Here is a 24,184-nt window from a genome sequence, read left to right as displayed (position 1 = left end):
GGCGGGACCGGGACCGGAGCCGGCGCGCCCGCCCCGCAGACCCAGCCGCAACCGCCGGCCCAGGGGCAGCAGCCCCCGGCGGCGGGGCAGCCCCCGGTCCAGCCCCCGGGGCAGTCCGCGCCCCCCGCGCCCCCTGTGGCCTCGAAGCCCGCCCCGCCGACCTACACCGCCGTGACGGGCCCCTTCTGCGCCGTCACCGGGACGACCGTCAAGCAGTACGGCTGGTTCGACGACGGGCAGAAGGGCTGGCTGACCAACTCCGGCGGCTACGCGGGGGACGGCTGCAACGGCAAGTTCACCTCGGTGCCGATGCAGGGCTCGGCGAACACGGACGACGGCAACTCGGTGGTGTACACGTTCAACACCGGCCCGGTGACCAGCGGCAAGTGCGCCCTCTCCGTCTACGTGCCCAACAACGGTGACATCAAGGCGGTCGGCGGCGCCCCGACGTACTACACGGTGCAGAGCAAGTCCGACCCCGGCGCCGGGACCGTCGGCTCCTTCGAGGTCAACCAGGTGGGCCACCGCGGCCAGTGGGTCCCGGTGGGCACGTTCCCGCTCAGCGACGGCAGGATCGCCGTGATGCTGCACACCCGGGGCGAGGACTGGGGCGCCAAGGCCTACGCCCACCACGCGGCCTCCGCCATCAAGGCGAACTGCACCGGGTGACCGTACCGGGCACGAACCGGCACCGACCGGGCACGACGGCACACCTGCACCTGCACCACCTGACGACGGCACCACAGCACGACGGCACCACAGCACGAGGGCACGACGGCACCACAGCACGACGGCACGACGGCACGACAGCCACGAACGACAGAGGAGAACGCACCATGACGCGCCATGTGCTGACGGTCTGTGCGGAGCGGCGCGACGGCGGCTACCGCACGATCGGCGAGGCGCTGGAGGCGGCGCGCAGCGGTGCGGTGATCAGCGTCCGCGCCGGCCGCTACGAGGAGAACCTGGTGATCACCAAGATGGTGACCATCACCGCCGAGGACGCCCGCGGGAGCGTGCGGATCTCACCCCGGCGCGGGGCGGTGGTGCAGGTGGTGGCGGAGGCCGTCCAGCTGACCGGGCTCGTCCTCCAGGGCCGGGACGAGGAGCTGCCCACCGTCGACGTCCCCCGCGGGCAGGCCGCGCTGGAGGACTGCGAGGTGGCGGGCAACTCGTGGACGGCCGTGCTCACCCGCCAGCAGGGCTCGCTGGCGATGCGCGGCTGCCGGGTCGTCAACCCGGCCGGGGCGGGCATCGTGGAGACGTCCACCGGGACGAGCGTCATCGAGGACTGCGTGATCGAGCACCTCGGCAGCTCCGCCGTGGTGATCGGCGAACGCGCCAACCCGGTGATCCGGGGCTGCGTGATGCGCGACGCCCGGGGCAACGGCGTCTGCGCCAACGGCGAGGGCCGCGGCTCGATCGAGGACTGCGAGATCTCCGCCACCGACAAGCCGGGCATCGCACTGGAGGAGAACAGCTCCACCCGGGTGCTGCGGACCGTCGTCCGGGACACCTCGGTCGGCGTCTACCTCAGCTCGGCCGCCCGCGTGGTGCTGGAGGACTGCACCGTCAGCGCCACCCGCAGCCACGGCGTGGTGCTGGCCGGCGGAACCGATCCGCTGGTCCGGCGCTGCCGGACGGCGCGCACCAAGGGCCACGGCATCCACGTGACCGGCCGGTCCCGGGGCACCTTCGAGGAGTGCGAGGTGACCGGCGCGGAGGCGGCCGGAATCCTGGTCGAGGACTCCTCCGGCCCGTCCATGAACCGGACGTCCGTGCGTGACGGCGGCGCGACCGGGGTGGAGCTGACCGGCGAGAGCGCGCCCGAGTTCGACCGGCTGGAGATCCGGGACGCGGTCGGCGCCGGGGTGAGCATCCGTGACGGCGCCAACCCGCTGCTGCGCCGCCTGGACGTCGCCGAGGTGCGCGGTCACGGTGTCGAGGTGCTGCGGGAGGGGCGCGGGCGGCTGGAGTCCTGCACGCTGGCCTCGGCCGGCCGGGCCGGACTGCGGATCGCCGACGGCGGCAACACCCAGGTGGGCAACACGACCGTGCGCGGCGCCGGTTCGGCCGGTGTCGAGGTCGGCGCGGAGGGCATCGCCTCGCTGCGCGACTGCGACATCGCCGACTCCGGCACCGACGGGGTGTCGGTCGAGGACGGCGGCGAGCTGACCATGGCCAGGTCGCGGGTGCACGGCAACCGCCGGCACGGCGTCCTGCTGGCGGCCGGCAGCAGGGCCGCCCTGAACGGCTGCGAACTGCTCGACAACACGGTGGACGGCGTGCGGGCGGAGTCGGACGAGCCGATCCGGCTCACCGACTGCACGGTCACCGGCAACCGCGGCTCGGGACTGCGCCAGACCAGGCCCAGCAGCCGCCTCTCGGTGGAGAACCTGACCAGCCGGGAGAACGCGCGGGCCGACGCGCACGGCACCGCTGCCGCCGACACCGGCCGGGCCCCCGCGCCCGCCGGGGAGCCGGCGGTGCAGCCGGGCGGCGGCGCGGAGCCGGCGGCGCCCCGGCCCGCCGAGGCGTCCCCGGCCGACCCGGACGGCCCGCAGGCGGCGCTGGAGGCGCTGGTCGGCCTGGAGGGGGTCAAGGAGCAGGTGGCGACCCTGGTCAACCTCAACAAGCTGGCCAAGCGCCGTGAACTGGCCGGGATGCCGGCCCTGCCGATGGGCCGCCACCTGATCTTCGCGGGGCCGCCCGGTACCGGCAAGACCACGGTCGCCCGCCTCTACGGCGCCATCCTGGCCGAACTGGGTGTCCTGCGCAGCGGCCACCTGACCGAGGTGGCCCGGGCCGACCTGGTCGCGTCGATCATCGGCGGCACCGCGATCAAGACCACCGAGGTCTTCCAGTCGGCCCTGGGCGGGGTGCTGTTCCTCGACGAGGCGTACACGCTCTCCGCCGGGTCGGGCGGCGGCACCGGCCCGGACTTCGGCCGGGAGGCCATCGACACCCTGGTCAAGCTGATGGAGGACCACCGCGACGACGTCGTGGTGATCGTCGCCGGGTACTCCGACGAGATGCGCGACTTCCTCGGCTCCAACCCCGGCCTGGCCTCGCGGTTCAGCCGCACCGTGGACTTCCGCAACTACTCCTCCGACGAGCTGGTCACCATCGTCGAGCGCGCGGCCGCCGGGCACGGCTACGAACTGGCCGACGACACCCGGGAGGCCCTGCTCGTGCACTTCGAGCGGATGCCCAAGGGCGCGGACTTCGGCAACGGCCGCGCGGCCCGCAAGGTGTTCGAGGAGATGGTGGACCGCCAGGCCTCCCGGCTGGCCGTCCTGGCCGAGGTCGCCGACGCCGACCTGGCGCTGCTCATCCCCGAGGACATCGGCGAACAGGCCGCCGCCGCCGTCCGGAAGGCCGGGCAGGGCGCCGACAGCGGGCGCACCGAACTGCTCGACCAACTGCGCGCGATGGTCGGCCTGTCGGCCGCCAAGGAGCAGGTCGAGGACCTGGTCAACCTGATCACGCAGGCCCGCCGCCGCGAGGAGGCCGGCCTGCCCACCGCCCGGATCAGCCACCACCTGGTCTTCGCGGGGCCGCCCGGTACCGGCAAGACCACGGTCGCCCGCCTCTACGGCGCCATCCTTGCCGAGCTGGGGGTGCTGCCGGGCGGCCAGCTGATCGAGACGGCCCGGGCCGACCTGGTCGGCCGCTACATCGGCCACACCGCCCAGCTCACCAAGGAGGCCTTCGACCGCGCCCGGGGCGGTGTGCTCTTCATCGACGAGGCGTACACGCTCACCCCGCGGGGCGGCGGCGGCAACGACTTCGGCCAGGAGGCGGTGGACACCCTGATGAAGCTGATGGAGGACCACCGCGACGAGGTCGTGGTGATCGTGGCCGGCTACCAGGAGGAGATGCAGGGCTTCCTGAGCTCCAACCCCGGCCTGGCCTCCCGCTTCTCCCAGCAGATCGCGTTCGACCACTACACCGCCGAGGAACTGGTCACCATCGTCCGGCTCCAGGCGGAGGAGTCCGGCTACGTCTGCCCTCCCGAGACGCTGGCCGCGCTCGGCGAACTCTGCGCGGCCGTGCCCCGGGACCGGAACTTCGGCAACGGCCGGTTCGCCCGCCAGACGCTGGAAGCGATGGTGACCCGGCAGGCCGGACGGCTGGCCCGGCTCGACATCGGCGACCTGTCCGAGCTCAGTCTGCTGCTGCCCCAGGACATCCCGGGGCTGCGGCAGGGGAGCGCGGTGTGAGGGCGCGGGCCGGCGCCGGCGCGGGGGCCCGTCGGGGGGCTGCCGCGGCGGTGCTCTGCTGCTGCGCCCTGCTGGCGCCTGCCACCGGTGCGGTGGCCGCCTCGCCGGCGCCGCCGGGCGCGTCCGTTCCCGTGGTGCCGTCCGCCGTTCCCGGGAAGCAGGGCTCGGCGGTGCCTGCGGTCCCGGCGGTGCCGGTGGTGCCGTCGGCCGGCGGTTCGGCGGGTGCCGCGGCGGGCGGGGGCGCCGATCCGGGCTCGCTCCCCGCGGTGACGCAGATCAGCAACACCCTGCGGCAGGGGGCCTGTCTGCCCCCCTCCGACAAGGGCACCGAACGGACCCCGTGGGCGCAGACCTTCCTCCGCCCCGAGGGGGCCTGGCAGCTCAGCCGCGGCGCCGGGGTGACCGTCGCGGTGGTCGGGTCCGGCGTCGACGCCGCGTCCGGCGTGCTGGCGGGCAGGCTGACGCTCGGCCCGCGCGAGTACGGTCCCGGCGACGCGGGGCGGGACTGCGTCGGCCACGGGACCTTCCTCGCCGGGCTGATCGCCGCCCGGCGGCAGGACGGCGTCGGCTTCGCGGGGATCGCCCCCGAGGCGCGGATCCTCTCGGTGGCCGTCACCGACGAGGTCGGGAACACCACCACCGGGCTGCTGGCCAAGGGAATCCGGCACGCCGCCGAGGGCGGTGCCCGGGTGATCGCGGTGGCGGTGCCCGTCCCCGTCGGCGGCGACGACCTGGCGGACGCGGTGCGGTACGCGGGTGACCGGGGTGCACTGGTGGTCGCCCCGGCCGGACCGGACGCGAACGGCGGCGCCGGGTCCGGCGGCGTGGCCTATCCGGCGGCCTACCCCGAGGTCCTGGCCGTCTCCGACCAGGGGCCCAACGGGAGCCCGCCCGACGGCGGTTCCGGGGGCGGCGGCGCCGGGTCCGGCGGTTCCGTGGCCGGTTCCGGAGGCGGGACGGCGGATGTCGCGGGCCCGGCCGGACGGGTCGACCTGGTCGCCCCCGGGGACGCGCTGATGAGCGTCGGCCCGGGCGGGAAGGGCTACTTCACCGGGTCGGGACCGAGCTTCGCCACCGCCATGGTGGCCGGCACCGCGGCCCTGGTCCTCGGCTACCGGCCGGACCTGACCCGCGCCCAACTCCTCGACCGGCTGAAGGTCACCGCCTACCACCCGGGCACCGCCCTGCCGGACGCCCGCCTCGGCTACGGGACGGTGGACCCGCCGGCCGCCGTCAGCGCGGTGCTCCCCGGCGAGGCGGGCGCCCCCGGCGGGGCCGCCGCCGTACCGGCTGCCGGGCCCCGTGCGGCCGTGGCGACGGTCCCGCCGCCCGCCCCCGCACCGGCCGGCGGGCAGGCCGCCGTGGTGGCGGGCGCCACGCTGGCCGGGGTCGCGGTGGTGGGCGCCGCCGCGTACGTCTTCTCCTCCGGCAGGCGCCGGGACTGGCGGCCCGGGCGCTGGCAGGCGTAGGGCCGGGCCGGGGCGCCGGCAAGGCGCAGGGCCGGGCCGGAGCCGTCGGCGTGACGACTCCGGCCCGGCCGGGCGGCCTGCTCCCTACGCCTCCGGGGTCATCCCCGCCGCGACCGCGGCGGTGAGCTGGAAGAACGCCCGACGGGTCTTCGGGCGCAGCTTCGCCAGGTCGAACTCCCCTCCCACGGCGAGGTGTTCGTCGAACGGCACCACCACCACACCCCGGCAGCGGCTCTCGAAGTGGGCCGTCAGGTCCTCCGCCCGGATCAGCCGGCCGCCGCCCTGGACGGTGGAGACCAGCAGCACGCCGCGCCGCGCCAGCGCGCCGTAGCCGTGGGCGTACAGCCACTCCAGGGTGCTGCTCGCGCTGTTCGCGCCGTCCACGCTGGCGGTGGCGGCGATCACCAGCTGGTCGGCGAGGTCCAGCACACCGCGCATGGAGCCGTGCAGGAGGCCCGTCCCGGTGTCGCTGAGGACGACCGGGAACTGGTTGCTGAGCACGCCGATCAGCCGTCGGTAGTCCTCCCCGTCGAACCCCCCGGAGGCCGCCCGGCCGGGGTCGCCGGCGAGGACCTCCAGTCCGCTCGGGGCCTGCGAGGTGAAGCGCCGGATGTCCATGTAGCCGGTGATCGAGGGTGCTGCCGCCAGCACGTCGCGCACGGTCGCGGCGGTCTCCCGGCGGACCCGGCGGCCGAGGGTGCCCGCGTCCGGGTCGGCGTCGACGGCGATGACCTTGTCGGTGCGGGTCTCGGCGAGGACGGAGCCGAGGGCGAGGGTGGCCGACGTCCTGCCCACGCCTCCCTTGAGGCCGATCACCGCGATCCGGAACGAACTGCGCAGCGGGGTACGGATGGCGGCCACCATCCGCTGGCGTTCCCGCTCACCCTGGCCGAAGGTCAGCCCCAGGCCGCGCCGGCCGCGCGACGGTGCCTCGGCCGCCGGCCGGCCCCCCTCGGACCCGGCCGGGGCGGGCGCGTGGTCGAGCGGGGAGGCCGGCGGGGGTGCGGCGGCGGGTGCGCCGACGGGCGGCACGGGGCTGGGGGGCACGGGGGTGGGGGGCACGGGGGTGGGGGGTGCAAGGGCAGCGGCGGGAGCGGGCATGACGTACGGGGCGGGGGCCGGGGCGGCGTAGGTGGCCGGGACCACCGGGGCCGGGACCGGGGTGTTCACCTGGGGCGGGACCTGGGCCGGGGTTGGGGCCGGTTCCTGAGTCGGGGTCGGGCTCGGGCTCGGGCTCGGGGCCGGGACCGGGGTGTTCACCTGGGGCGGGGCCTGGGCCGGGGTTGGGGCCGGTTCCTGAGTCGGGCTCGGGCTCGGGGCCGGGACCTGGGTCGGAGGGCCGGAGAACCGTCCCGCCGGGGCGCAGGCCGCGGGGAGGGCCGGGGCGGGCCCTGCCGCACCCGGCCGAGCCTCCGGGGGCACCAGCACGGTTCCCAGGGCGTCCAGCGGCTGCCACCACTGCGGCGGCCGTACGGGCCCTCCGGGGTCCTGGCCACCCTTGCCGCCATGGCCGCCTTCGCCGCCCCGGCCGTCACCGCCCCCGCGGCCCGCGCCACCCGCGTCACCCGGGCCCGCCGGGTCGTTCCCCGCACCGCCGTCGTCGTGGCCCGGGGGTTCGGCCCACTGCCTCGACCCGGCCGCCCCGGGGGAGGGCGCCGGCCAGGGGGTGGGGGTGTAGTCGGGGGCGAGGTCCCAGCCGGGGCCCTCGGCCAGTCGCTGCACCAGCACCGCCGTGCTGCTCTCGTCGGCCGCCACGCGTTCGTCTCCTGTCGCCACGTCGGCCCCTCCGTGTCCCGGTACGCGGCGCTCCCCGTACCACCGCCGCCGCGCGGGCCGTCCGACCGGAACTACGGCCCGGGCCGCGGGCGCCGTTCACCCGGTCAGGGACGAACACCGGGAGGTCCCGCCCCGGCCGGGTGAACCGCTCCTGGAGGCGGGCCCGTTGAGCGGATCGGGCGCACGCTGCGCTCCCGTAGCGCTTGGAGCACCAGATGCGTACCACCACGACCCACGCCGTCCGTACGGTCGGCCTGCTCATGGCCACCGGTCTGATCGGTCTCACCGGCGCCACCTCCGCGCACGCCGGGGACCTGGATCCGACGGAGCCGAAGCAGCCGAACATCCCCGCCGGGAAGAACTTCGTGCTGTGCTCGTACGGCAACTACGCCTCCTACGCGGTGTTCCCGAAGCGGGGCAACATGTCCACGGCGGTCGCCGGGTCCGGGCGCTGCATCGGCGTGTCGTTGAGCGGCCGGGGTAGTGAGACGGTCGTGATCTACGGCCGCAAGGCCGATGGGAGCAAGTTCAAGATCGGCACCGACACCTTCGACCTCCCCGACGGCGAGCGCATCAAGACCCTCAACACGCCCGACAACGACGACTGGACGACGTTCTAGGGCGGGCCTGGGCAGCGGTCGGACGGGCGGCGGGGGGAAGCCATCGTCCGTCCGGCCGCTGCGGGACCGCCGGCCGCGGCCGAGGCCGGCGGCCGTGCGGACGGCCGCCGGAAATCCGCTGCTGGATCCGGCGGCCACTCGATACCGTCTCCTCGGGGGGTGCCCGGCCTGCGGCCGGCGCCACCGAGGAGTGTCGGCGTGCGTCCCGGTTCGGGGCGGGGGAGGGAGAACGATGGAGCCGGACGGACGGAGACCAGGGGAGTTCATTGCGGCGCTGGTGCGCGAGGGGGCCGAGGTCCTGCCCGGTCCGCCCGCGCTGGCGGTCCCCGCGGCGCCGGCGGACGAGGTGATCGCCGCCGCCCGGCGGCTCGCCCTGGGCGCCCGGCCGCAGGGGCGGCCGGGCCCGGCGCCCGCGCCCGCGTTGCTGCGGCTCGCGACGGCGCTGGTCGTCGACGAGCACCCGTCCGCGCCGGCCTGGTCGGAGGCCGAGCGGGAACGGCTGGCCGGGTGGGTGGCGGTGCTGATCGAGCACCGCGGCGAGGACGGGGTCGAGGAGTTGGTCGGCGCGCTCAACGGGGGGTGAGCGGGAGCGGCTCACGCGTTGGCGGAATGTTGGTGCACTCTTGGCGGCCCCCGGCAGCCTGTTGTCCGGCCGCCGGGGGGAATCCGGTCGGTCCCTGCCCTGCCCTTGCCCGACCCGAGAGGTAGCGCTTCCCCATGCCGCCCATCACCCCGTCATATCCGGCCACCTCGTCACACCCGGCCAACCCGTCCCGCCTGGCCGACCCGGCACGTCCGACCATTCCGTCGCAGCCCGGTCCCCGGTCGCGGTCCGTCGCCCCCGAGGCGGCCGCCCCCGGGACCGGCGAGCCGCCCACCGCCGTGACCGCCACCGCCGTGACCGCCAGCACCGCCACCGCCGACGTCAAGGCCGCCAAGGCCGCGGCCGCCGCCGCGGCGCGCAGGGCCCGGCCGACCCTCGACCCGGACACCGTCGCCGAGATCCACCGGCTGCACGGCGGCTACCTGATGCGCGCGCTGCTGCGGGCGACCGGCGGCGACCGCGGCAAGGCCGAGGACATCCTCCAGGAGACGCTGCTGCGCGCCTGGCAGCACCCCGAGGCGCTGGCGGCCGGGCCGGAGCAGAGCCGGCCCTGGCTGTTCACGGTCGCCCGCCGGATCGCCATCGACCACTACCGGATGGCCGCCGCCCGCGTCCGCGAGGTGCTCGGCGAGGAGTCGACGGACCGCCCGGTCGCCGACGACCCGTACGACCAGGTGGTCGTCGCCCGGGACGTCGACGCGGCGCTGCGACGCCTCCAGGACCACCACCGCGCCGTACTGGTCGAGCTGCACCTGAACGACCGGTCGGTGGCGGACGCCGCGACCCGGCTCGGGGTGCCGCCCGGCACGGTCAAGTCCCGCAACTTCTACGCGATCCGCGCACTGCGCCCGGTCCTGGCGGCCGAACACGGCTACGGCCCGACGGAGACCCGCACCGCGCCGGCGGCGACGGTACGACCCGGGGTGGGTGCGTGACGGACGGCGTCACCTGACCGCTCCTCAGGGCGTCCGTCCGGCCCGCGCGTTCAACGCCTCCTCGATGGCGGCGGCCCGTTCGCTGGTCGCGCCGGCCAGATGGCCGCACGAGCGGAGGCGGCCGAGAGCCGAGCGCATCCGCCCGACCGCCTCGGGCTCGCGGCCCCGGTCCACCAGGAAGGCGGCGTAGTACTGCTCGGCGAGCGCCTGGAGGTGCAGCAGCCCCGCCTCCTCGCAGGTGGCCAGCACCCGGTGCCAGGCCAGCTCGCCGGCCTCGTACCGGCCGAGCGCCTGCAACGCCTGCGCCTCCGTCAGCATCGACCAGAGCTGGATGCTGGAGGCCGGACGGCCGGGCAGCAGGGCCCTGGCCTCGCGGGCCTGGCGCAGTGCCCCCGCACCGTCGCCGGCCAGCAGGCTCACCCCGGCCTGGTAGCCGAGGGCGTAGGAGAGGTGCCGCGGGTCGCCGCCCTCGCCGGCGAGCGCGGCCGCCGTGGCGGCCAGCCGGGTGGCCTCACCGGGGTCGCCCGTCAGCGCGGAGGCCAGCGCCAGGGTGGCGAGCGCCCGCAGGTGTGCGGCGCCGTCGGCGGGCGTGGTGTCCTCCACCGCCCTGCGGGCGACCTCGACCGCCTCCTGGCGGCGCTCCAGTCCGAGCAGGGCGTTGGCCACGGCGCCGTGCAGCAGGGCGAGGCCGACCCGGTCCCCGCACGCCCGGGCGGCCTGCTCGCCCGCGCGCAGGCAGTCCAGCCAGTCGGTGAAGCGGCTGGATCCGTAGTAGAGCGGGCAGGCGGCCGCGGCCAGCCGCCAGGACCGCCCGGGGTCGGTGGAGGCGGTGGCGGTGACCAGGGCGCGGATCGCCGGCTCCTCGGCCGCGAACCAGTCGAGCGCGCCGCGGGTGCCGGCCGCCGTCGGCAGCGCGGTCGGCGGGTGGACGGGCTCGCCGTAGCGGTCCTGGCCCGGTTCCAGCTGCTCGCCGCAGTGGTGGGCGGCCTCCAGGTAGTAGTCCAGCAGCCGCTCGGTGCCGATGCGCCGGAACCCCTCGGGGGTCTCGGTGAGCAGTTGGACGCCGAACAGGCGGACCAGGCCGGGCCGGCCGTACCGCCCGGGGGCGGTCTCGGCCAGCACGTGGTGCGCGACGAGTTCGCCCAGCGTGTCGCGGGCGTGCGCCGGATCCGCGCCGAGCAGTGCCGCGCTCGCCGTGGTGTCCACCTCCCGGCCCGGATGGGCCGCCAGGAGGGTGAACAACAGCGTGGCGTCGAGCGAGAGGTGACGGTACGTCAGTTCCAGTGCTTCGCAGACGCCGGCCACCCCGTCGGCCTCCAGCGCGCCCAGGCGGGTGCGTTCGTCGGCGAGTTCGTCGGCCAGCTCGGCGATCGTCCACTCCGGCCGGGCGGCCAGCCGGGCAACCGCGATCCGCAGTGCGAGCGGCAGCCGGTCGCAGAGCCCGGCCAGGAGCGCGGCGGCCGCCGGCTCGGCCCGCACCCGCGCGGGCGTCAGGCCGCGCTCCAGCAACCGCAGGGCGTCGGCCTCGCCCAGCGGGGCCAGGCGCAGCAGGGCGGCCCCCTCGGCGACCAGCAGCCCCTCCAGTGAGCCCCGGCTGGTGACCACGACGGCGCAGCCCGCCCCGCCGGGCAGCAGGTCGCCGACCTGCTCGGCGTCGAGGGCGTTGTCCAGGACCACCAGCAGCCGGCGCCCGTGGGTCCGGTCGCGGTAGCGGGCGGCCCGGCCGGCCCCGTCGGGCGGGATCTCGGAGGCGGGCACCCCCAGTGCGAGCAGGAACCGGCCCAATACCTCGGCCGGGTCCGCCGGGCCGTCCGGGTCGAAGCCGCGCAGGTCGGCGAAGAGCCGGCCGTCCGGGAACCGCCCGGCCGCCCGGTGCGCCCAGGTCAGGACGGTGGCGCTCTTCCCTACCCCGGCCGGTCCGACCACCAGGGCCGGTCCGTCGTCGGCCCGGTCCGGACCGGTCAGCCGGTCGAGCCACTGGAGTTCGGTCTCCCGGCCGACGAAGTCCACCGGGCGGCGCGGAAGTTGGTCCGGCACCGGGTGGGCCTGCGGCGCCGGCCGGCCGGGGCCCGGCGTGGTCGGAGCCGGCCCGGCCGGACGGGACCGGCGGGGCGTCGGCGGTGCACCCCCGCCCCCGGCCAGCACCTCGGCGAACGCCGCCTGGAGGGCCGGTCCGGGCCGGATGCCGAGTTCGCCGTCGAGCCGCGTGCGGGCCCGGTGGTACGCGGCGAGCGCGTCCGCCTGCCGCCCGCCCTGGTGCAGGCAGCGGACCAGCAGCGCGACCACCTCCTCGCGCAGCCCGTCGGCCCGGACGCTCTGCTCCAGCAGCGGCACGGCCGCCGCACCGCTTCCCTGCCGCAGGCGCAGCCCGGCCCAGGCGATCAGCACCCGGGTGCGGACCTGGTCCAGCTGCTCCACCAGGGCGCGGCGCGGCGCGGTGTCGGGCAGGTCGGCCAGCGCGCCACCGCGCCACAGCCGCAACGCCTCCTCCAGCACGGCGACAGCCGCGCCGTCCGCCGCGCAGCCGGCGCAGCCGTCGGGGTCCGCGCAGCCGGCCGCGCCCGCGCAGCCGTCGTGGCGGCCGGCGTGCCCGGCGGCCCGGCCGGCCAGCGCCTCGAACCGCAGCGCGTCCACCTCGTCGGACGGCCCGGTGAGCAGGTAGCCGGGCGCCCGGGTGTGCAGCACGAACGGGGTCGCGGCGAGCGCCTTGCGCAGGGCGGCGACGTGCCCCTGGAGCGCTGCCCTGGCACTGGCCGGCGGCCACTCGCCCCAGAGCAGTTCACAGAAGGCGTCGACCGTGACCACCCGCCCCAGCCGCAGGGCCAGCAGTGCCAGGACGGCCCGGCGCTGCGCCCCCGGCAGTGCCGTGAAGTCGGCCGCTCCGGTCCGCAGTTCCACCGGACCGAGGAGCCGAATCCGCACCCGTACCCCCACTTTCCGACCGTCCAGACCAGGCCCGGGCTTCTCCCGGGTGGTGCAGTGTAGTGCCACCAGGTGTCGTCGGAGGGCCGGACCGGGACGGACCGCGACGGCGGGCCCCGGGGGAGCGGTCCCGGGGCAGTGGCCGGAAGGAGCGGCTGGAGGGAGCGGACGAGGGGAACGGCGAGGGGCGCGGCCCGGGGAGTGGTGGACCCGGCGCGTGCCGGTGGCCGGCTCGGGCCTATCCTTCGGACGGGCCGGACGCACCGGATGCACCGGATGCACTGGATGCACCGGACACACCGGACGACCTCGGACGGCACCTCGTGGCCGTCCGGCCGACGGGACCGGCCGCGGCGCCCGTCCCGATCGGACCGGCAGACGGGCCGTCAGACGAAACCAACAGGCGAACCGAGCCGCTCCCGGCGGCTCGGAGAGATGCCGCCCGGCGGATCGCCCGCCCGGCGCGGGAGGGGGGAAGCAGCCGCATGCGGATCGACCTGCTCGGACCGGTCGCCGTCCGGCGCGAGGACGGGACGGCGGTCACGCCCTCGGCCCCCAAGCGCCGCGCGCTGCTCAGCGCGCTCGCCGTCCGCTTCGACCAGCTCGTGGCCACCGACGAACTGATCGAACTGGTCTGGGACGGCACCGCGCCGCCCACCGCCCGCGCCGCCCTCCAGGGACACGTCGCCGCGCTGCGCCGGGTCCTCGACGACGACACCCTCACCCTCGGCACCCGCGGCACCGGCTACGTCCTCACCGGCGACCCCGAACGGGTCGACGCCCTGCGCTTCCAGCAGCTCTGCGACCGGGCCGGCCTGCAACTGCCCGGCCACACCGGCCACAGCGGTCACACCGACCCCGCCGGCCCCGGCGCGCACCCGGACGACCCGGCGCTCCCGCTCCTGCGCACCGCCCTCGCCCTCTGGCGCGGCGCCGCGCTCACCGACTGCGGCTCCGCCCTGCTCCGGGAGCGGACCGCCCCGCACCTGGCCGACCTGCGGCTGCGCGCCCTCGACCGGCTGGCGGACGGCCTCTGCCGGGCGGGCCGGGGCGGCGAGCTCGTCGCGGAACTCACCGAGGCCGCGGCGGCCCACCCCTCCCGGCAGACCCTGGCCGCCCGGCTGATCGTCTGCCTCGACCAGGCGGGCCGGTACGACGAGGCGTCGGCCCGGTACGACCAGGCGGTGTCCGCGCTTCCCGGCGCCCCCGGCCCCGAACTGCGCCTGGCCGGCGAGCGGCTCGGCCGTCGGCCGGCGGCCGGCGCGGGGCCCGTGAGCCCGGCGGGCCGGCCCGGACCCCCGGCGCCCGCGGGGCCGCCACCGGCCTGGCCGCCGCCCGCCGACCGGCGCTTCGTCGGCCGGACGGCCGAGCTCGACCGGCTGGACGCGGCGGTCTCCGCCCGCCCCGCGGGCCGGCCGATCCTGATCACCGGGCCGGCCGGGGTCGGCAAGACCGGCCTGGTCCAGTACTGGGCGCAGCGGTCCGCGGAGCGCTTCCCGGACGGCCGGCTCCACGTCGACCTGCGCGGCTTCGCCGAGGACGGGCCCCGCGACCCCGCCGAGGTGCTCGGCGCCCTGCTGACCGCCCTCGGCGTCCCCGAGGGCGAGCTGCCCGACGCGCTCGACGACCGGGCCCGCCGGTACCGGGAGCTGCTGGCGGGCCGTCGGCTGCTGCTCGTCCTGGACGACGCCCGCTCGTACGAGCAACTCGCCCCGCTCCTGCCCGACCCGCCGGCCGAGTCCGACCCGTCGGCCGGGTCCGGCTCCCCGTCCGGGTCCGGCTCCCCGGCCGACCGTCCCGGGCCCGTCACCGTCGTCACCAGCCGCAGCCGGCTGCGCCGTCTGCTGGCCCGGGAGGGCGGCACCCCGCTCGCGCTGGACGTGCTGACCCCCGCCGAGGCGGGCGACCTGCTCGCCCGTACCCTGGGCGAGGCCCGGGTGGCCGCCGAGCCCCAGGCCGCCGTCGACCTCGCCGAGCGCTGCGACCGCCTGCCGCTGGCCCTGCGCCTCGCGGCCGCCCGGCTCTCCGCCCGCCCCGGCTGGACGCTCGGCGACCTCGCGGCGGAGCTCTCCGACGACGAGTCGGGGCACGCGGCGCTCGCCGGCACCGGCGGCCCGCTCGGCATCACGGCCGCCCTCGACCTGACGTACCGTACGCTGCCGCCCGCCGCGGCCCGGCTGTTCACGCTGCTCGGCCTGCACCCCGGCCGGGTGGTCGGGACCGGCACCGCCGCCGCGCTCGCCGACCTGCCGCCGGCCGCCGCCCGGACGCTGCTGGCCCGGCTCGACGCGGTCCACCTGCTGGAGGAGACCACCCCGGGCCGCTACGCCCGGCGTGGGCTGGTCCGCCGCTACGGTGCCCGGCTGGCCGCCGACCTCGGCTGCGACGAGCGGCTCGCCGCCCTGGACCGGCTGATCGGCCACTACCTGACGGCGACCGCGTCCGACGCCCCCGGCAGCACCCCGGCCGCCGCGTCCGGCCCAGCCGGCGCACGGAACGCCGAGGACTGGTTCCACCGGGAGGAGGGCGCCGTGCGGGCGGTGGTGCTCTGCGCCGAGGAGCACGGACGCACCGCCGAGGCCTGGCGGCTCGCCCACCGGGCCGGCCGCCTCTACGAGCGCACCGACTTCGACCGCACCCATTGGCGGACCACCGTCGAGGCCGGCCTGCGCGCCGCCCGCGCCTGCGCCGATCCGGCCGCCGTGGCCCGGCTCTCCACCGACCTCGCCGTCCTGCTGGTCGACCGGCGGGTGTTCCGCGGCGCCGCCGAGCAGCTGGAGCGGGCGGTCACCGCGGCCGACCGGGCCGGCGACCCGGGGCTGCGCCACCGCTGCCGGGTCCGGGTCGCCGACGCCCTCGTCCGGGCCGGCCGGTACGAGCAGGCCGTACCGCTGCTGACCGCCCTGGTGGCCGACGCCCGGACGCCGGGCAGCTGCCACCTGCTGGCCGGGGCGCTCACCGGGCTCGCCGACGCCCTGGTGCTGGCGGGCGCACCCGGCCCGGCGCTGGCCCACGCCGACGAGGCACTCCAGGCCGCGACCGCCCGCCCCGGCGGCGCGGACGTGGTGCTGGCCACCCAGAGCAGGGCCCGCGCCCTGGACGCGCTCGGCCGCCCTGGCCTCGCCCTGGCCTCGGCCCAGCTGGCCGTCGCACTCGGGCGCACGGTCGGCGACGCCGCGCTGGAGCACCGCTCCCACGCCCTGCTCGCCGACCTCCTCCAGACGGTCGGCCGCACTGCCGAGGCGGCGGCGGTCCGGCGCCAGGCCGAGGCACTCCTCGCCGGTGACCACTGACCGGGCCGCGCACGACGGACCTCACCGGCGACCACGGACCCCGCCGCGCAGCACTGACCGGGCCGCGTACGACGGACCGCCGCTCCGGGCCGCTCCTCGCCGCGCCCGGAGCCGCCCGTGCGGCCGTGGTGCCCGGCGGCTCCGTCAGCGTCCGTACGCGCCCGTACACGCCCTCCGGGGAAGGTTCCTGACGCTGCGTCCGGTCCGTACGGGCCCTCCGGCGCGCCCCGCAGGGCGGCCCGCGCGAGCACCGCTCCGTCGCCTCGGCCACCCGCCGGCCTCCTCCCCGGGCACGTCCCCGGGGGCGGGGCCGGCGATGGCCCCGCAGGGTCTCCCCGAACCGCCTCCACAGGCAGAACTACCGGCAGATCCACGCGGTGGAACTGCCGTCCCGAGACCCCGGCCGGCCGTCTCGCCCGGGTGGGCCCGACCGCTCTGACCTGGGCCGATGGCGGTGGACCGGGGCGGACGGGGCATACTTCTGCCTCACACGGCCGATTCGGCACGAGTGGGGGCAGAAGTAGTGGCAGTAGCGGGGCGGAACATGGTTGACACGGACGGCACGGGGGCGGACACCGACGAGGCCGGTGAGTTCTGCCGCCTGCTCGCCCGGTACCGGGTGCGGGCGGGGCTGACGCAGGAGGAGCTCGCCGCGGCGAGCGGGATCAGCCTGCGCGCCGTCGGGGACATGGAACGCGGCCGCACCAGGGGCCCCCAGCGCCGGACGGTGCAGGCGCTGGCCGTCGCCCTGCGGCTCGACCCGGGCCGGGCCGCCACGCTCGAAGAGGCCGCCCGAGCCGGCCGCCCCCGGGGAACCCGCGCCGTCGGTGCCCCGGCCGCCGCCGTGCCCGCAGCACCTGCCGCGCCCGCACCCCCCGCCGCGCCCGCAGCTTCCGCCGCGCCCGCGGCCTCCACTGCGCCCGCACCCCCCACGGTGGCCGCCGCCGCGGGGGGCGGCGACGCCGGGACGTACGCCCTGGCCCTGCCCCGCGACATCGCCGACTTCACCGCCCGCGATGACGCCCTCGCCCTGATCGGGACCCTGGCCGGCGACGGCGCACCGGCCCGCGAGGGCGGCGCACCCGTTCGCGAGGGCGTACCGGCCCGTGAGGGCGCACCCGTTCGCGAAGGCGAGGGGGCCGGGGAGGGCCAACACGCCCACCCCGGAGTCGTCCTGATCAGTGGTCAGCCCGGTCTCGGCAAGACCGCCTTCGCCCTGCACACGGCCCACACCCTGGCCCATCTCTTCCCGGACGGGCAGCTCTCCCTCGACCTGCGCGGCATGGCCCCCGAGCCCGTCACCGCCCGCGAAGCCCTCGGCCAGATCCTGCGCGCCCTCGGCGTGGCGGACGGCACGGTGCCCGCCGGCACGGAGGAGCGGGCCGGCCTCTACCGCGCCCTGGTCCGCGAGCGGCGGCTCGTCCTCGTCCTGGACAACGCCGCCGACGAGGGCCAGGTCCGGCCGCTGCTGCCCGGCACCGGCCCGGCCCTGACCATCGTCACCAGCCGGCACACCCTGCCCGGGCTCGAATCCGTCCACCGCCTGCGGCTCGACGCCCTCACGCCCGCCGAGGCCGCGCTCCTGCTGGGCCGCATCGCCGGCCCCGAGCGGATCGCCGCCGAGCCCGAGGCCACCGCCGAGCTCGCCGGCCTCTGCGGCTACCTGCCGCTCGCCCTGCGGATCGCCGGCCAGCGCCTGGTCGCCCGCCCGCAGCAGACCGTGGCTCACCTCGTGCGCCAACTCGCCGCCGAGGAAGACCGGTTGGACGTGCTGGCGACCGGCGACCTGGCGGTCAGGCCGGCCTTCGCCCTCTCCTACCGCAAGCTGCCCGCCGAGACCAGGCTGGTGCTGCGCCGCTGCGCCCTCACTGCCGGGTACGACGTCTCCGCCGCCGTGGTCGCGGCCTACGCGGGCCTGTCCGTCCCGCGGACCGAGCGGCACCTGGAGCAGCTCACCGACGCCGGGCTGGTCCAGCTGTCGACCCCGGAGCGCTACCGGCTGCACGACCTGGTCCGGCTCTACGCGGGCGAGCTGCTCGCCGCCGAGGAGACCCCGGAGGGCCTCGACGCCGTCCGCGCGCGGGCGGGAGACTGGCTGCTGCGCCGCGCCACCGAGGCCGGCCGGCTCTTCGACCCGGACGTCGAGGGCGGACCCGACTCCGGCTCCGACTCCGACTCGGGCTCGGGCCCCGGCTCGGGCTCCGGCTCCGAGGCCCGCGGGGCCGGCCCCGGAGAGGAGCTCCGCCAGGACCCCGGCAGCGGCTTCGGCGCCGCAACGGGATCGGCCATCGCCCCGGGGGCGCTGCGCGAGGCCGCGCGCTGGCTGGAGGAGGAGGGCCCGGAGTGGCTGGCCGCCATGCGGCAGGCCTTCGCCGCCGGCCGGCACCGCGAGGTCATCGACACCGCCGAGGCGATGCACTGGTTCTCGGACCGGCTCATCAGCTGGGACATCTGGGCCGAGGTCTTCCAGCTCTCCGTCGACGCGGCCCGGGCCTGCGGCGACCGCCTCGCCGAGACCGTCCACCTGAACTACCTCGCCTGGACCTACTTCACCTGTCTCCACCAGTACCGGCGCGGTGCCGAACTCGCGGGCGAGGCCCTGGAGTCGGCCCGGCAGATCGGCGACCGGGAGCAGGAGGGCTGGGCGCTGATCTACCTCGCCGGATCACTGCGGTTCCTGGTCCGGCAGCAGGAGGCCATCGACACCTACCACCAGGCCGGCGAGGTGTTCGCCACGGTGTCCAGCCGGTCCGCCCTGCTGGGCCGGCTGGTCACCCTGCGCGGCGCGGCCAACTGCCTGCGCGAGTCCGGCCGGGTCGAGGAGGCGGTGGAGTACCGCCGGCTGGCGCTGGCCGGGGCCCTGGAACTGGTGGAGCTCTGGTCCTCGCCGCTGCCGCACCTCATGGCCGCCTTCGCGGCCCACGAGCTCGGGCTCGACCGCGCGGCGTTGAAGCGCTGGCCCGCCGCCGAGAAGGCCTACCGGCAGGCCCTGGACCACTTCGAGGCGGTCGGCCGGCCCGACTCCATGACCAAGACGCTCACCGAGCTGGGCACCGCCCTGATCGAGCAGGGCCGCGCCGACGAGGCCCGCGAGATCCTCACCGAGGCCCTGACCGATCTCAGCGCCGACAACGGTCGCTCCCGCGCCCGCCACACCACCCGCCCAGGCGCCACGACGTCCTCGTGACCGGGCGGGGGCGGCGCGCCCCGCGGCCGCCCCGCGAGGCCGCCCATATCGGTTCACCAATTCAGGCCGACGGGAAACCGGAAGCGCATCAAATGGATATCCGATTTCCGATCGGATAGAGGCTGACACGCTTCCCGACCTGCAATCCGTCCATCGCGGGACCGGTTCCGGGGATAGCCTGGGGGCAGAAAGACCCCAGTACGGCAGGGGACGACAGGGGCCGGCACCCCGAATGTTCCACCGCTCGAGTTCCTGAACACCGTGATCCGCCTTGTACGGAAGGATTCCCATGTCTGAGAACCACGATGCAATCGTCGTAGATGCGAAGACCGAGGAGGCGAGCGGCTGCCCGGTCCCGCACGGGCGGGCCCTGCACCCCACCCAGGGCGGCGGGAACGGCCAGTGGTGGCCGGAGCGGCTCAACCTGAAGGTGCTCGCCAAGAACCCCGCCGTGGCCAATCCGCTCGGCGGGTCGTTCGACTATCCCAAGGCGTTCCTCGCCCTCGACCTGCCGGCCGTCAAGCGGGACATCGCGGAGGCGCTCACCACCTCGCACGACTGGTGGCCGGCCGACTACGGCCACTACGGCCCGCTGATCATCCGGATGGCGTGGCACAGCGCGGGCACCTACCGGATCAGCGACGGCCGCGGCGGTGCCGGCGACGGCCAGCAGCGCTTCGCCCCGATCAACAGCTGGCCGGACAACGTCAGCCTCGACAAGGCCCGCCGCGTGCTCTGGCCGGTGAAGAAGAAGTACGGCCGCAGCCTCTCCTGGGCCGACCTGATGATCCTGGCCGGCAACGTCGCCCTGGAGTCGATGGGGTTCAGCACCTTCGGGTTCGGCGGCGGCCGTGAGGACACCTGGGAGCCGGAGGAGGACACCTACTGGGGCCCCGAGACCACCTGGCTCGGCGACGAGCGCTACACCGGCGACCGCGAGCTGGAGAACCCCCTCGGCGCGGTCCAGATGGGCCTGATCTACGTCAACCCGGAGGGCCCGAACGGCACCCCGGACCCGATCGCCGCGGCCCGCGACATCCGGGAGACCTTCCGCCGGATGGCGATGAACGACGAGGAGACGGTCGCCCTGATCGCCGGCGGCCACACCTTCGGCAAGACCCACGGGGCCGGACCTGCGGACAACGTCGGCCCCGATCCGGAGGCCGCCCCGATCGAGCAGCAGGGCCTCGGCTGGAAGAGCACCTTCCGGACCGGCAAGGGCGGCGACACGATCACCAGCGGCCTGGAGGGCGCCTGGACGGCCACCCCGGTGAGCTGGGACAACAGCTTCTTCGAGACCCTGTTCGGCTACGAGTGGGAGCTGACCAAGAGCCCCGCCGGCGCCTACCAGTGGAAGCCGAAGGACGGCGCCGGGGCCGGCACCGTGCCCGACGCCCACGACCCGTCGACGAGCCACGCCCCGACGATGCTCACGACCGACCTCTCGCTGCGCCTCGACCCCGTCTACGAGCCGATCTCGCGCCGCTTCCTCGCCAACCCCGACCAGCTGAAGGACGCCTTCGCCCGGGCGTGGTTCAAGCTGACCCACCGTGACATGGGCCCGGTCGCGCGGTACCTCGGCCCGGAGGTCCCGACCGAGCAGCTGCTCTGGCAGGACCCGCTGCCGGCGGTGACCCACCCGCTGGTCGACGCCGCGGACGTCGCCGCCCTCAAGGCCCGCGTCGCCGACTCCGGCCTGTCGGTCTCCGAGCTGGTGTCCACCGCGTGGGCGGCCGCCTCCTCCTTCCGCGGCAGCGACAAGCGCGGCGGTGCCAACGGCGGACGCATCCGCCTCCAGCCGCAGAGCGGTTGGGAGGTCAACGACCCCGACCGGCTGGCGACGGTGCTGCGCACCCTGGACGGCGTCCGGACGTCCTTCAACGCGGAGCTGACCGGGGGGAAGCAGATCTCGTTCGCCGACCTGGTGGTGCTCGCGGGCGCCGCGGGCGTCGAGCAGGCGGCCGGGAACGCCGGCTTCGACATCGAGGTCCCGTTCACGCCGGGCCGCGCGGACGCGTCGCAGGAGCAGACGGACGTCGAGTCCTTCGCGGCGCTGGAGCCCGGCTCCGACGGGTTCCGCAACTACATCGCCAAGGGCGACCGGCTGCCGGCCGAGTACCGGCTGATCGACCGGGCCAACCTGCTGACCCTGAGCACGCCCGAACTGGCCGTCCTCGTCGGCGGCCTGCGCGTCCTGGGCGCCAACCACGGTCAGACGCCGCTCGGCGTCTTCACCGCGACCCCCGGCTCCCTGACCAACGACTTCTTCGTCAACCTGCTCGACCTGGGCACGACCTGGACGCCGGCGACGGAGGACGCCGCCACGTTCGAGGGCCGCGACGCCGCCACCGGCGAGCTCAGGTGGACCGGCAGCCGCGTCGACCTGATCTTCGGGTCGAACTCCGAACTGCGCGCGGTGTCCGAGGTCTACGCGAGCGACGACGCGAAGGAGAAGTTCGTCACGGACTTCGTCGCGGCCTGGGACAAGGTGATGAACCTCGACCGGTTCGACCTCTCCTGACCGCGGCGTCCGGGCCGGCCCCGTGCGGGGGCCGGCCCGGACCCGTGCGGGGGCCTGACCCCCGGGCCGGCCGCCGGGCTCAGCGCCGGGCGGTGCGGCGCGCCGGCGGCGCTATGCGCACCGGCTCCTCGACGGGCGCGTTCTCGATGTCGTCCAGCTGCGCGACGATCGTGCTGCGCAGGTCGTCGTAGTCCTCGAAGCAGTGGTCGTTGAAGAGCGTGTAGCCCGACCACATCAGGTTGGCGCACACCCGCGCCGGCACCCGGCCGGTCCGCGCGCCCATGCCGACCAGCGCCACCGAGCCGATGCTGCCGGGCGCCTGCGCGTTCTGCCGGTGGACCGCCTGGAACGCGGCGGCGCACGCGAGGGCGACGTTCAGGGTCTCGCTGACGTTCTGCGAGGACTCCTCCATCGTCGGCGCCGAGATCAGGAACCGCGGGTTGGCCGCCCCGGACGGCACGCAGACCGCGCTCCCCACCGGGAGGCGCCCCCCGAACCCGGCGCGGATCGCCCGCTGGACGCGCAGCTGGATGCCCGCCCCGAGGTGCCGCTTGACGACCGCGTCCACCCCGCCGTCCATCCGCCCCCGGGAGTTGGTCGGGCTGACCCAGGCGTCGACCTGCTGGTCGAGGATCGAGCCCTGGTGGATCGCGATCTCGGGGTTATCGGCGAACGCGGCCCGCCACGCCTCCACCACCGTCGCACTGACGTCGCTCAGTACGACCTTCAGCGGCGGCTGTACGCGGTTCACGCTCATGCTTCACTCCCCGTTCGAGGCACGGTCCTTCTACCGGTCACGAAGCTAGCGGGCCCCACTGACACCGACACTCGTCGCCGGGTTCCCGCCGGTCGGGGCGCTCCCCCCGGCCGGCGCAGAGCCCGGATCCCCGCATCGGCGGAGGCTGTCGGTGGCCTGACGTAGTGTCCGGAACCGTCACGGGGAGACCGGCCGACGCGCCGGTCGTCCCCCTTCCCGCAGCACCGTCCGACAGTTCGGAGTCCTCCGCCATGAGCGATGCCAACGCCCCCGCCACGCCCGACCCGGCCGACCCGCTGGCCCTCGCGGAGCTCTTCGCGGGCGGCGGCGAACCCTGGCTCCCGCTGCTGAAGCCGGTCATCGAGGCGCAGCCGGACGCGGCCGCGTTCATCGGCCCGGGCCGCGGCCAGCAGGTCGTCCCCGTCCGCGAACTGACCTTCCAGGCGCTCAAGCCCCACGCGCCGCACAAGTGGAAGGTCGTGGTCTTCGGCCAGAACCCGTACCCGAGGCCGGAGAGCGCCACCGGCATCGCGATGTTCGACAACACCTTCCACGACTGGAAGGACAGCCAGTTCGGCAGGGTCGTCAGTATCCGCTGCATCATCAAGGCGGCGGCGATGTGGAAGTACGGCATCCCCAAGAAGACCCCGATCGCCGACATACGCGCGCTGTTGAAGAAGGAGGACACCGTCCAGCCGCCGGAGTGGTTCCAGGCGATGCTGACCCAGGGCGTCCTGCTGCTGAACGCCTCGCTCACCGCCGGCACCGACGAGGCGCGGGGGACCGACCGGCACGCCGTCTTCTGGCGGCCCGTCGCCGAGCGGATCGTCGAGGAGATCCTCAGGGCCAAGCAGGACGCCGACGAGGAGGACCGCGGCGTCGTCTTCGCGTGGTGGGGGGCCCACGCGCGCAACCTGAAGAAGGTCGTCCTCCGGCTCCAGGAGAAGTACCCCGACGTCGACGTCCGGCACATCGACCACGCAAACCCCGCCGCGCAGGGCGACATCTTCTGCGACGACGACCACTTCGCCACCGTGAACGCGGCCCTCGCCTCCCAGGGCGCCGACGAGATCGACTGGCTCCCGAGCAAGGGCTGGAACGAGCGCGCCGCGGAGGCCGGCGGGGCGGACGGCGGCACCGCCGAACGCATGGGCGCCTTCATCGCCTCCACCATGGAGCTGCACCAGCTCTACCTGGAACGGCTCGCGAGCGTCAAGGACGAGGGGCTCGTCCTCCCGGAGATCACCGGGGTGTTCGACACCCCGCTGATGGACTTCCGCGAGGCCGTCGCCCCGGTCGCCGGGCTGCTCGCCGGGCTGGACCGGCACGTCGGGCAGTCCCACGAGTTCGGCCGGACGCGGGTGGACGGGGCGTCCGGCGGCCTCTCCGCCGACGCGATCGCCGCCCTCCACCTCTACACCTGCGAGTCCGCGTTCTACCGGGAGATCAACGCCGTGCTGCGCTCCCCGGACCGGGCCAGGCTCGTCCCCTACCTCCCCTACCTGCGGCTGCTGTTCTCGGCGGTGTCCCAACTTCCGGTGCGCACCGAGCCGTTGTGGCGCGGGGTGTCGCTGGACCTGCGCGCCCAGTACCCGCTGGGGCGGACCGTGACGTGGTGGGGCGTCTCCTCGTGCACGTCCGAGCCCGGTGTGGCGCGGGGGTTCCTCGGCAGCCGCGGCAGGCGGACGCTCTTCGAGGTGCAACCCGCCCGCGCGGTGGGCATCCGCAGCTTCTCGGCCTTCACCGGCGAGGAGGAGTTCATCCTCCTGCCGGGCACGCAGCTGAAGGTGACGGACGTGAAGACCGAGCGCAGCGGCCTGTGCACCGTGCGGCTGACGGAGCTGGACGAGCAGACCCTCGTCTCCTGAGCGTCCGCC

General features: G+C 76.1%; 12 protein-coding genes and 1 pseudogene. 10 read left to right on the top strand and 3 right to left on the bottom strand.

Translation table 11 applies throughout. The features are described from left to right. The 3 genes and pseudogenes from J5Y04_RS22860 to J5Y04_RS22850 all read left to right on the top strand — a co-directional run. Positions 1–669: pseudogene (locus tag J5Y04_RS22860) on the top strand (hypothetical protein); the annotation flags it as partial. 167 nt (positions 670–836) lie between these two features. Next, the gene (locus tag J5Y04_RS22855; RefSeq protein WP_209413950.1) at positions 837–4,223 is read left to right on the top strand and encodes a right-handed parallel beta-helix repeat-containing protein; all 3,387 of its coding nucleotides are present in this window, start codon (positions 837–839) and stop codon (positions 4,221–4,223) included. After that, complete coding sequence (locus J5Y04_RS22850; RefSeq protein ID WP_209413949.1) at positions 4,220–5,692, top strand: S8 family serine peptidase; 1,473 nt, start codon at positions 4,220–4,222, stop codon at positions 5,690–5,692. The genes J5Y04_RS22855 and J5Y04_RS22850 overlap by 4 nt, the downstream gene beginning before the upstream one ends. 84 nt (positions 5,693–5,776) lie before the next feature. On the opposite strand, the gene J5Y04_RS22845 is transcribed toward J5Y04_RS22850, so the two are convergent. Continuing rightward, positions 5,777–6,862 carry a MinD/ParA family protein gene (locus J5Y04_RS22845; RefSeq protein WP_307853248.1) on the bottom strand — a complete coding sequence of 362 codons (1,086 nt, stop codon included), beginning with the start codon at positions 6,860–6,862 and terminating at the stop codon, positions 5,777–5,779. An 821-nt stretch (positions 6,863–7,683) separates the two neighbouring features. On the opposite strand from J5Y04_RS22845, the gene J5Y04_RS22840 reads away from it, so the two are divergent. The 3 genes from J5Y04_RS22840 (at position 7,684) to J5Y04_RS22830 (ending at position 9,627) form a co-directional block, all read left to right on the top strand. Continuing rightward, positions 7,684–8,088: a hypothetical protein gene (locus tag J5Y04_RS22840; protein ID WP_209413948.1), complete on the top strand. Its 405-nt coding sequence runs from the start codon at positions 7,684–7,686 to the stop codon at positions 8,086–8,088. Positions 8,089–8,320: 232 nt separating this feature from the next. Then, positions 8,321–8,671 (top strand): hypothetical protein, encoded by a 351-nt coding sequence (locus J5Y04_RS22835; RefSeq protein ID WP_209413947.1) that lies wholly within the window; start codon positions 8,321–8,323, stop codon positions 8,669–8,671. Between the two features lie 314 nt (positions 8,672–8,985). Continuing rightward, the gene (locus J5Y04_RS22830; protein ID WP_307853247.1) at positions 8,986–9,627 is read left to right on the top strand and encodes a sigma-70 family RNA polymerase sigma factor; all 642 of its coding nucleotides are present in this window, start codon (positions 8,986–8,988) and stop codon (positions 9,625–9,627) included. Positions 9,628–9,651: 24 nt separating this feature from the next. Here J5Y04_RS22830 and J5Y04_RS22825 read toward each other — a convergent pair whose 3' ends face one another. After that, positions 9,652–12,549 carry a BTAD domain-containing putative transcriptional regulator gene (locus J5Y04_RS22825; protein WP_209413946.1) on the bottom strand — a complete coding sequence of 966 codons (2,898 nt, stop codon included), beginning with the start codon at positions 12,547–12,549 and terminating at the stop codon, positions 9,652–9,654. 485 nt (positions 12,550–13,034) lie between these two features. On the opposite strand from J5Y04_RS22825, the gene J5Y04_RS22820 reads away from it, so the two are divergent. From J5Y04_RS22820 to katG, 3 genes are all read left to right on the top strand, one after another. Further along, entirely contained in the window at positions 13,035–15,842 is a 2,808-nt protein-coding gene (locus J5Y04_RS22820; protein ID WP_209413945.1) for a BTAD domain-containing putative transcriptional regulator, read from the top strand. Positions 15,843–16,386: 544 nt separating this feature from the next. Next, positions 16,387–19,029, top strand: coding sequence for a tetratricopeptide repeat protein (locus J5Y04_RS43270; protein WP_305852859.1), 2,643 nt, complete (start codon positions 16,387–16,389; stop codon positions 19,027–19,029). 289 nt (positions 19,030–19,318) lie between these two features. Continuing rightward, complete coding sequence (katG, locus tag J5Y04_RS22810; protein WP_209413943.1) at positions 19,319–21,550, top strand: catalase/peroxidase HPI; 2,232 nt, start codon at positions 19,319–19,321, stop codon at positions 21,548–21,550. 79 nt (positions 21,551–21,629) lie between these two features. Here the strand turns inward: katG and J5Y04_RS22805 are convergent, their stop codons facing one another. Continuing rightward, positions 21,630–22,307: a macro domain-containing protein gene (locus tag J5Y04_RS22805; protein ID WP_209413942.1), complete on the bottom strand. Its 678-nt coding sequence runs from the start codon at positions 22,305–22,307 to the stop codon at positions 21,630–21,632. A gap of 251 nt (positions 22,308–22,558) precedes the next feature. On the opposite strand from J5Y04_RS22805, the gene J5Y04_RS22800 reads away from it, so the two are divergent. Further along, positions 22,559–24,175, top strand: a complete 1,617-nt coding sequence (locus J5Y04_RS22800; RefSeq protein WP_209413941.1) for an ADP-ribosyltransferase domain-containing protein — start codon at positions 22,559–22,561, stop codon at positions 24,173–24,175. The last annotated feature ends 9 nt before the right edge of the window (positions 24,176–24,184 follow it).

This window comes from Kitasatospora sp. RG8 (assembly GCF_017813315.1).
Taxonomy (GTDB): Bacteria; Actinomycetota; Actinomycetes; order Streptomycetales; family Streptomycetaceae; genus Kitasatospora.
This window is presented reverse-complemented; position numbering and strand designations above follow the sequence as displayed.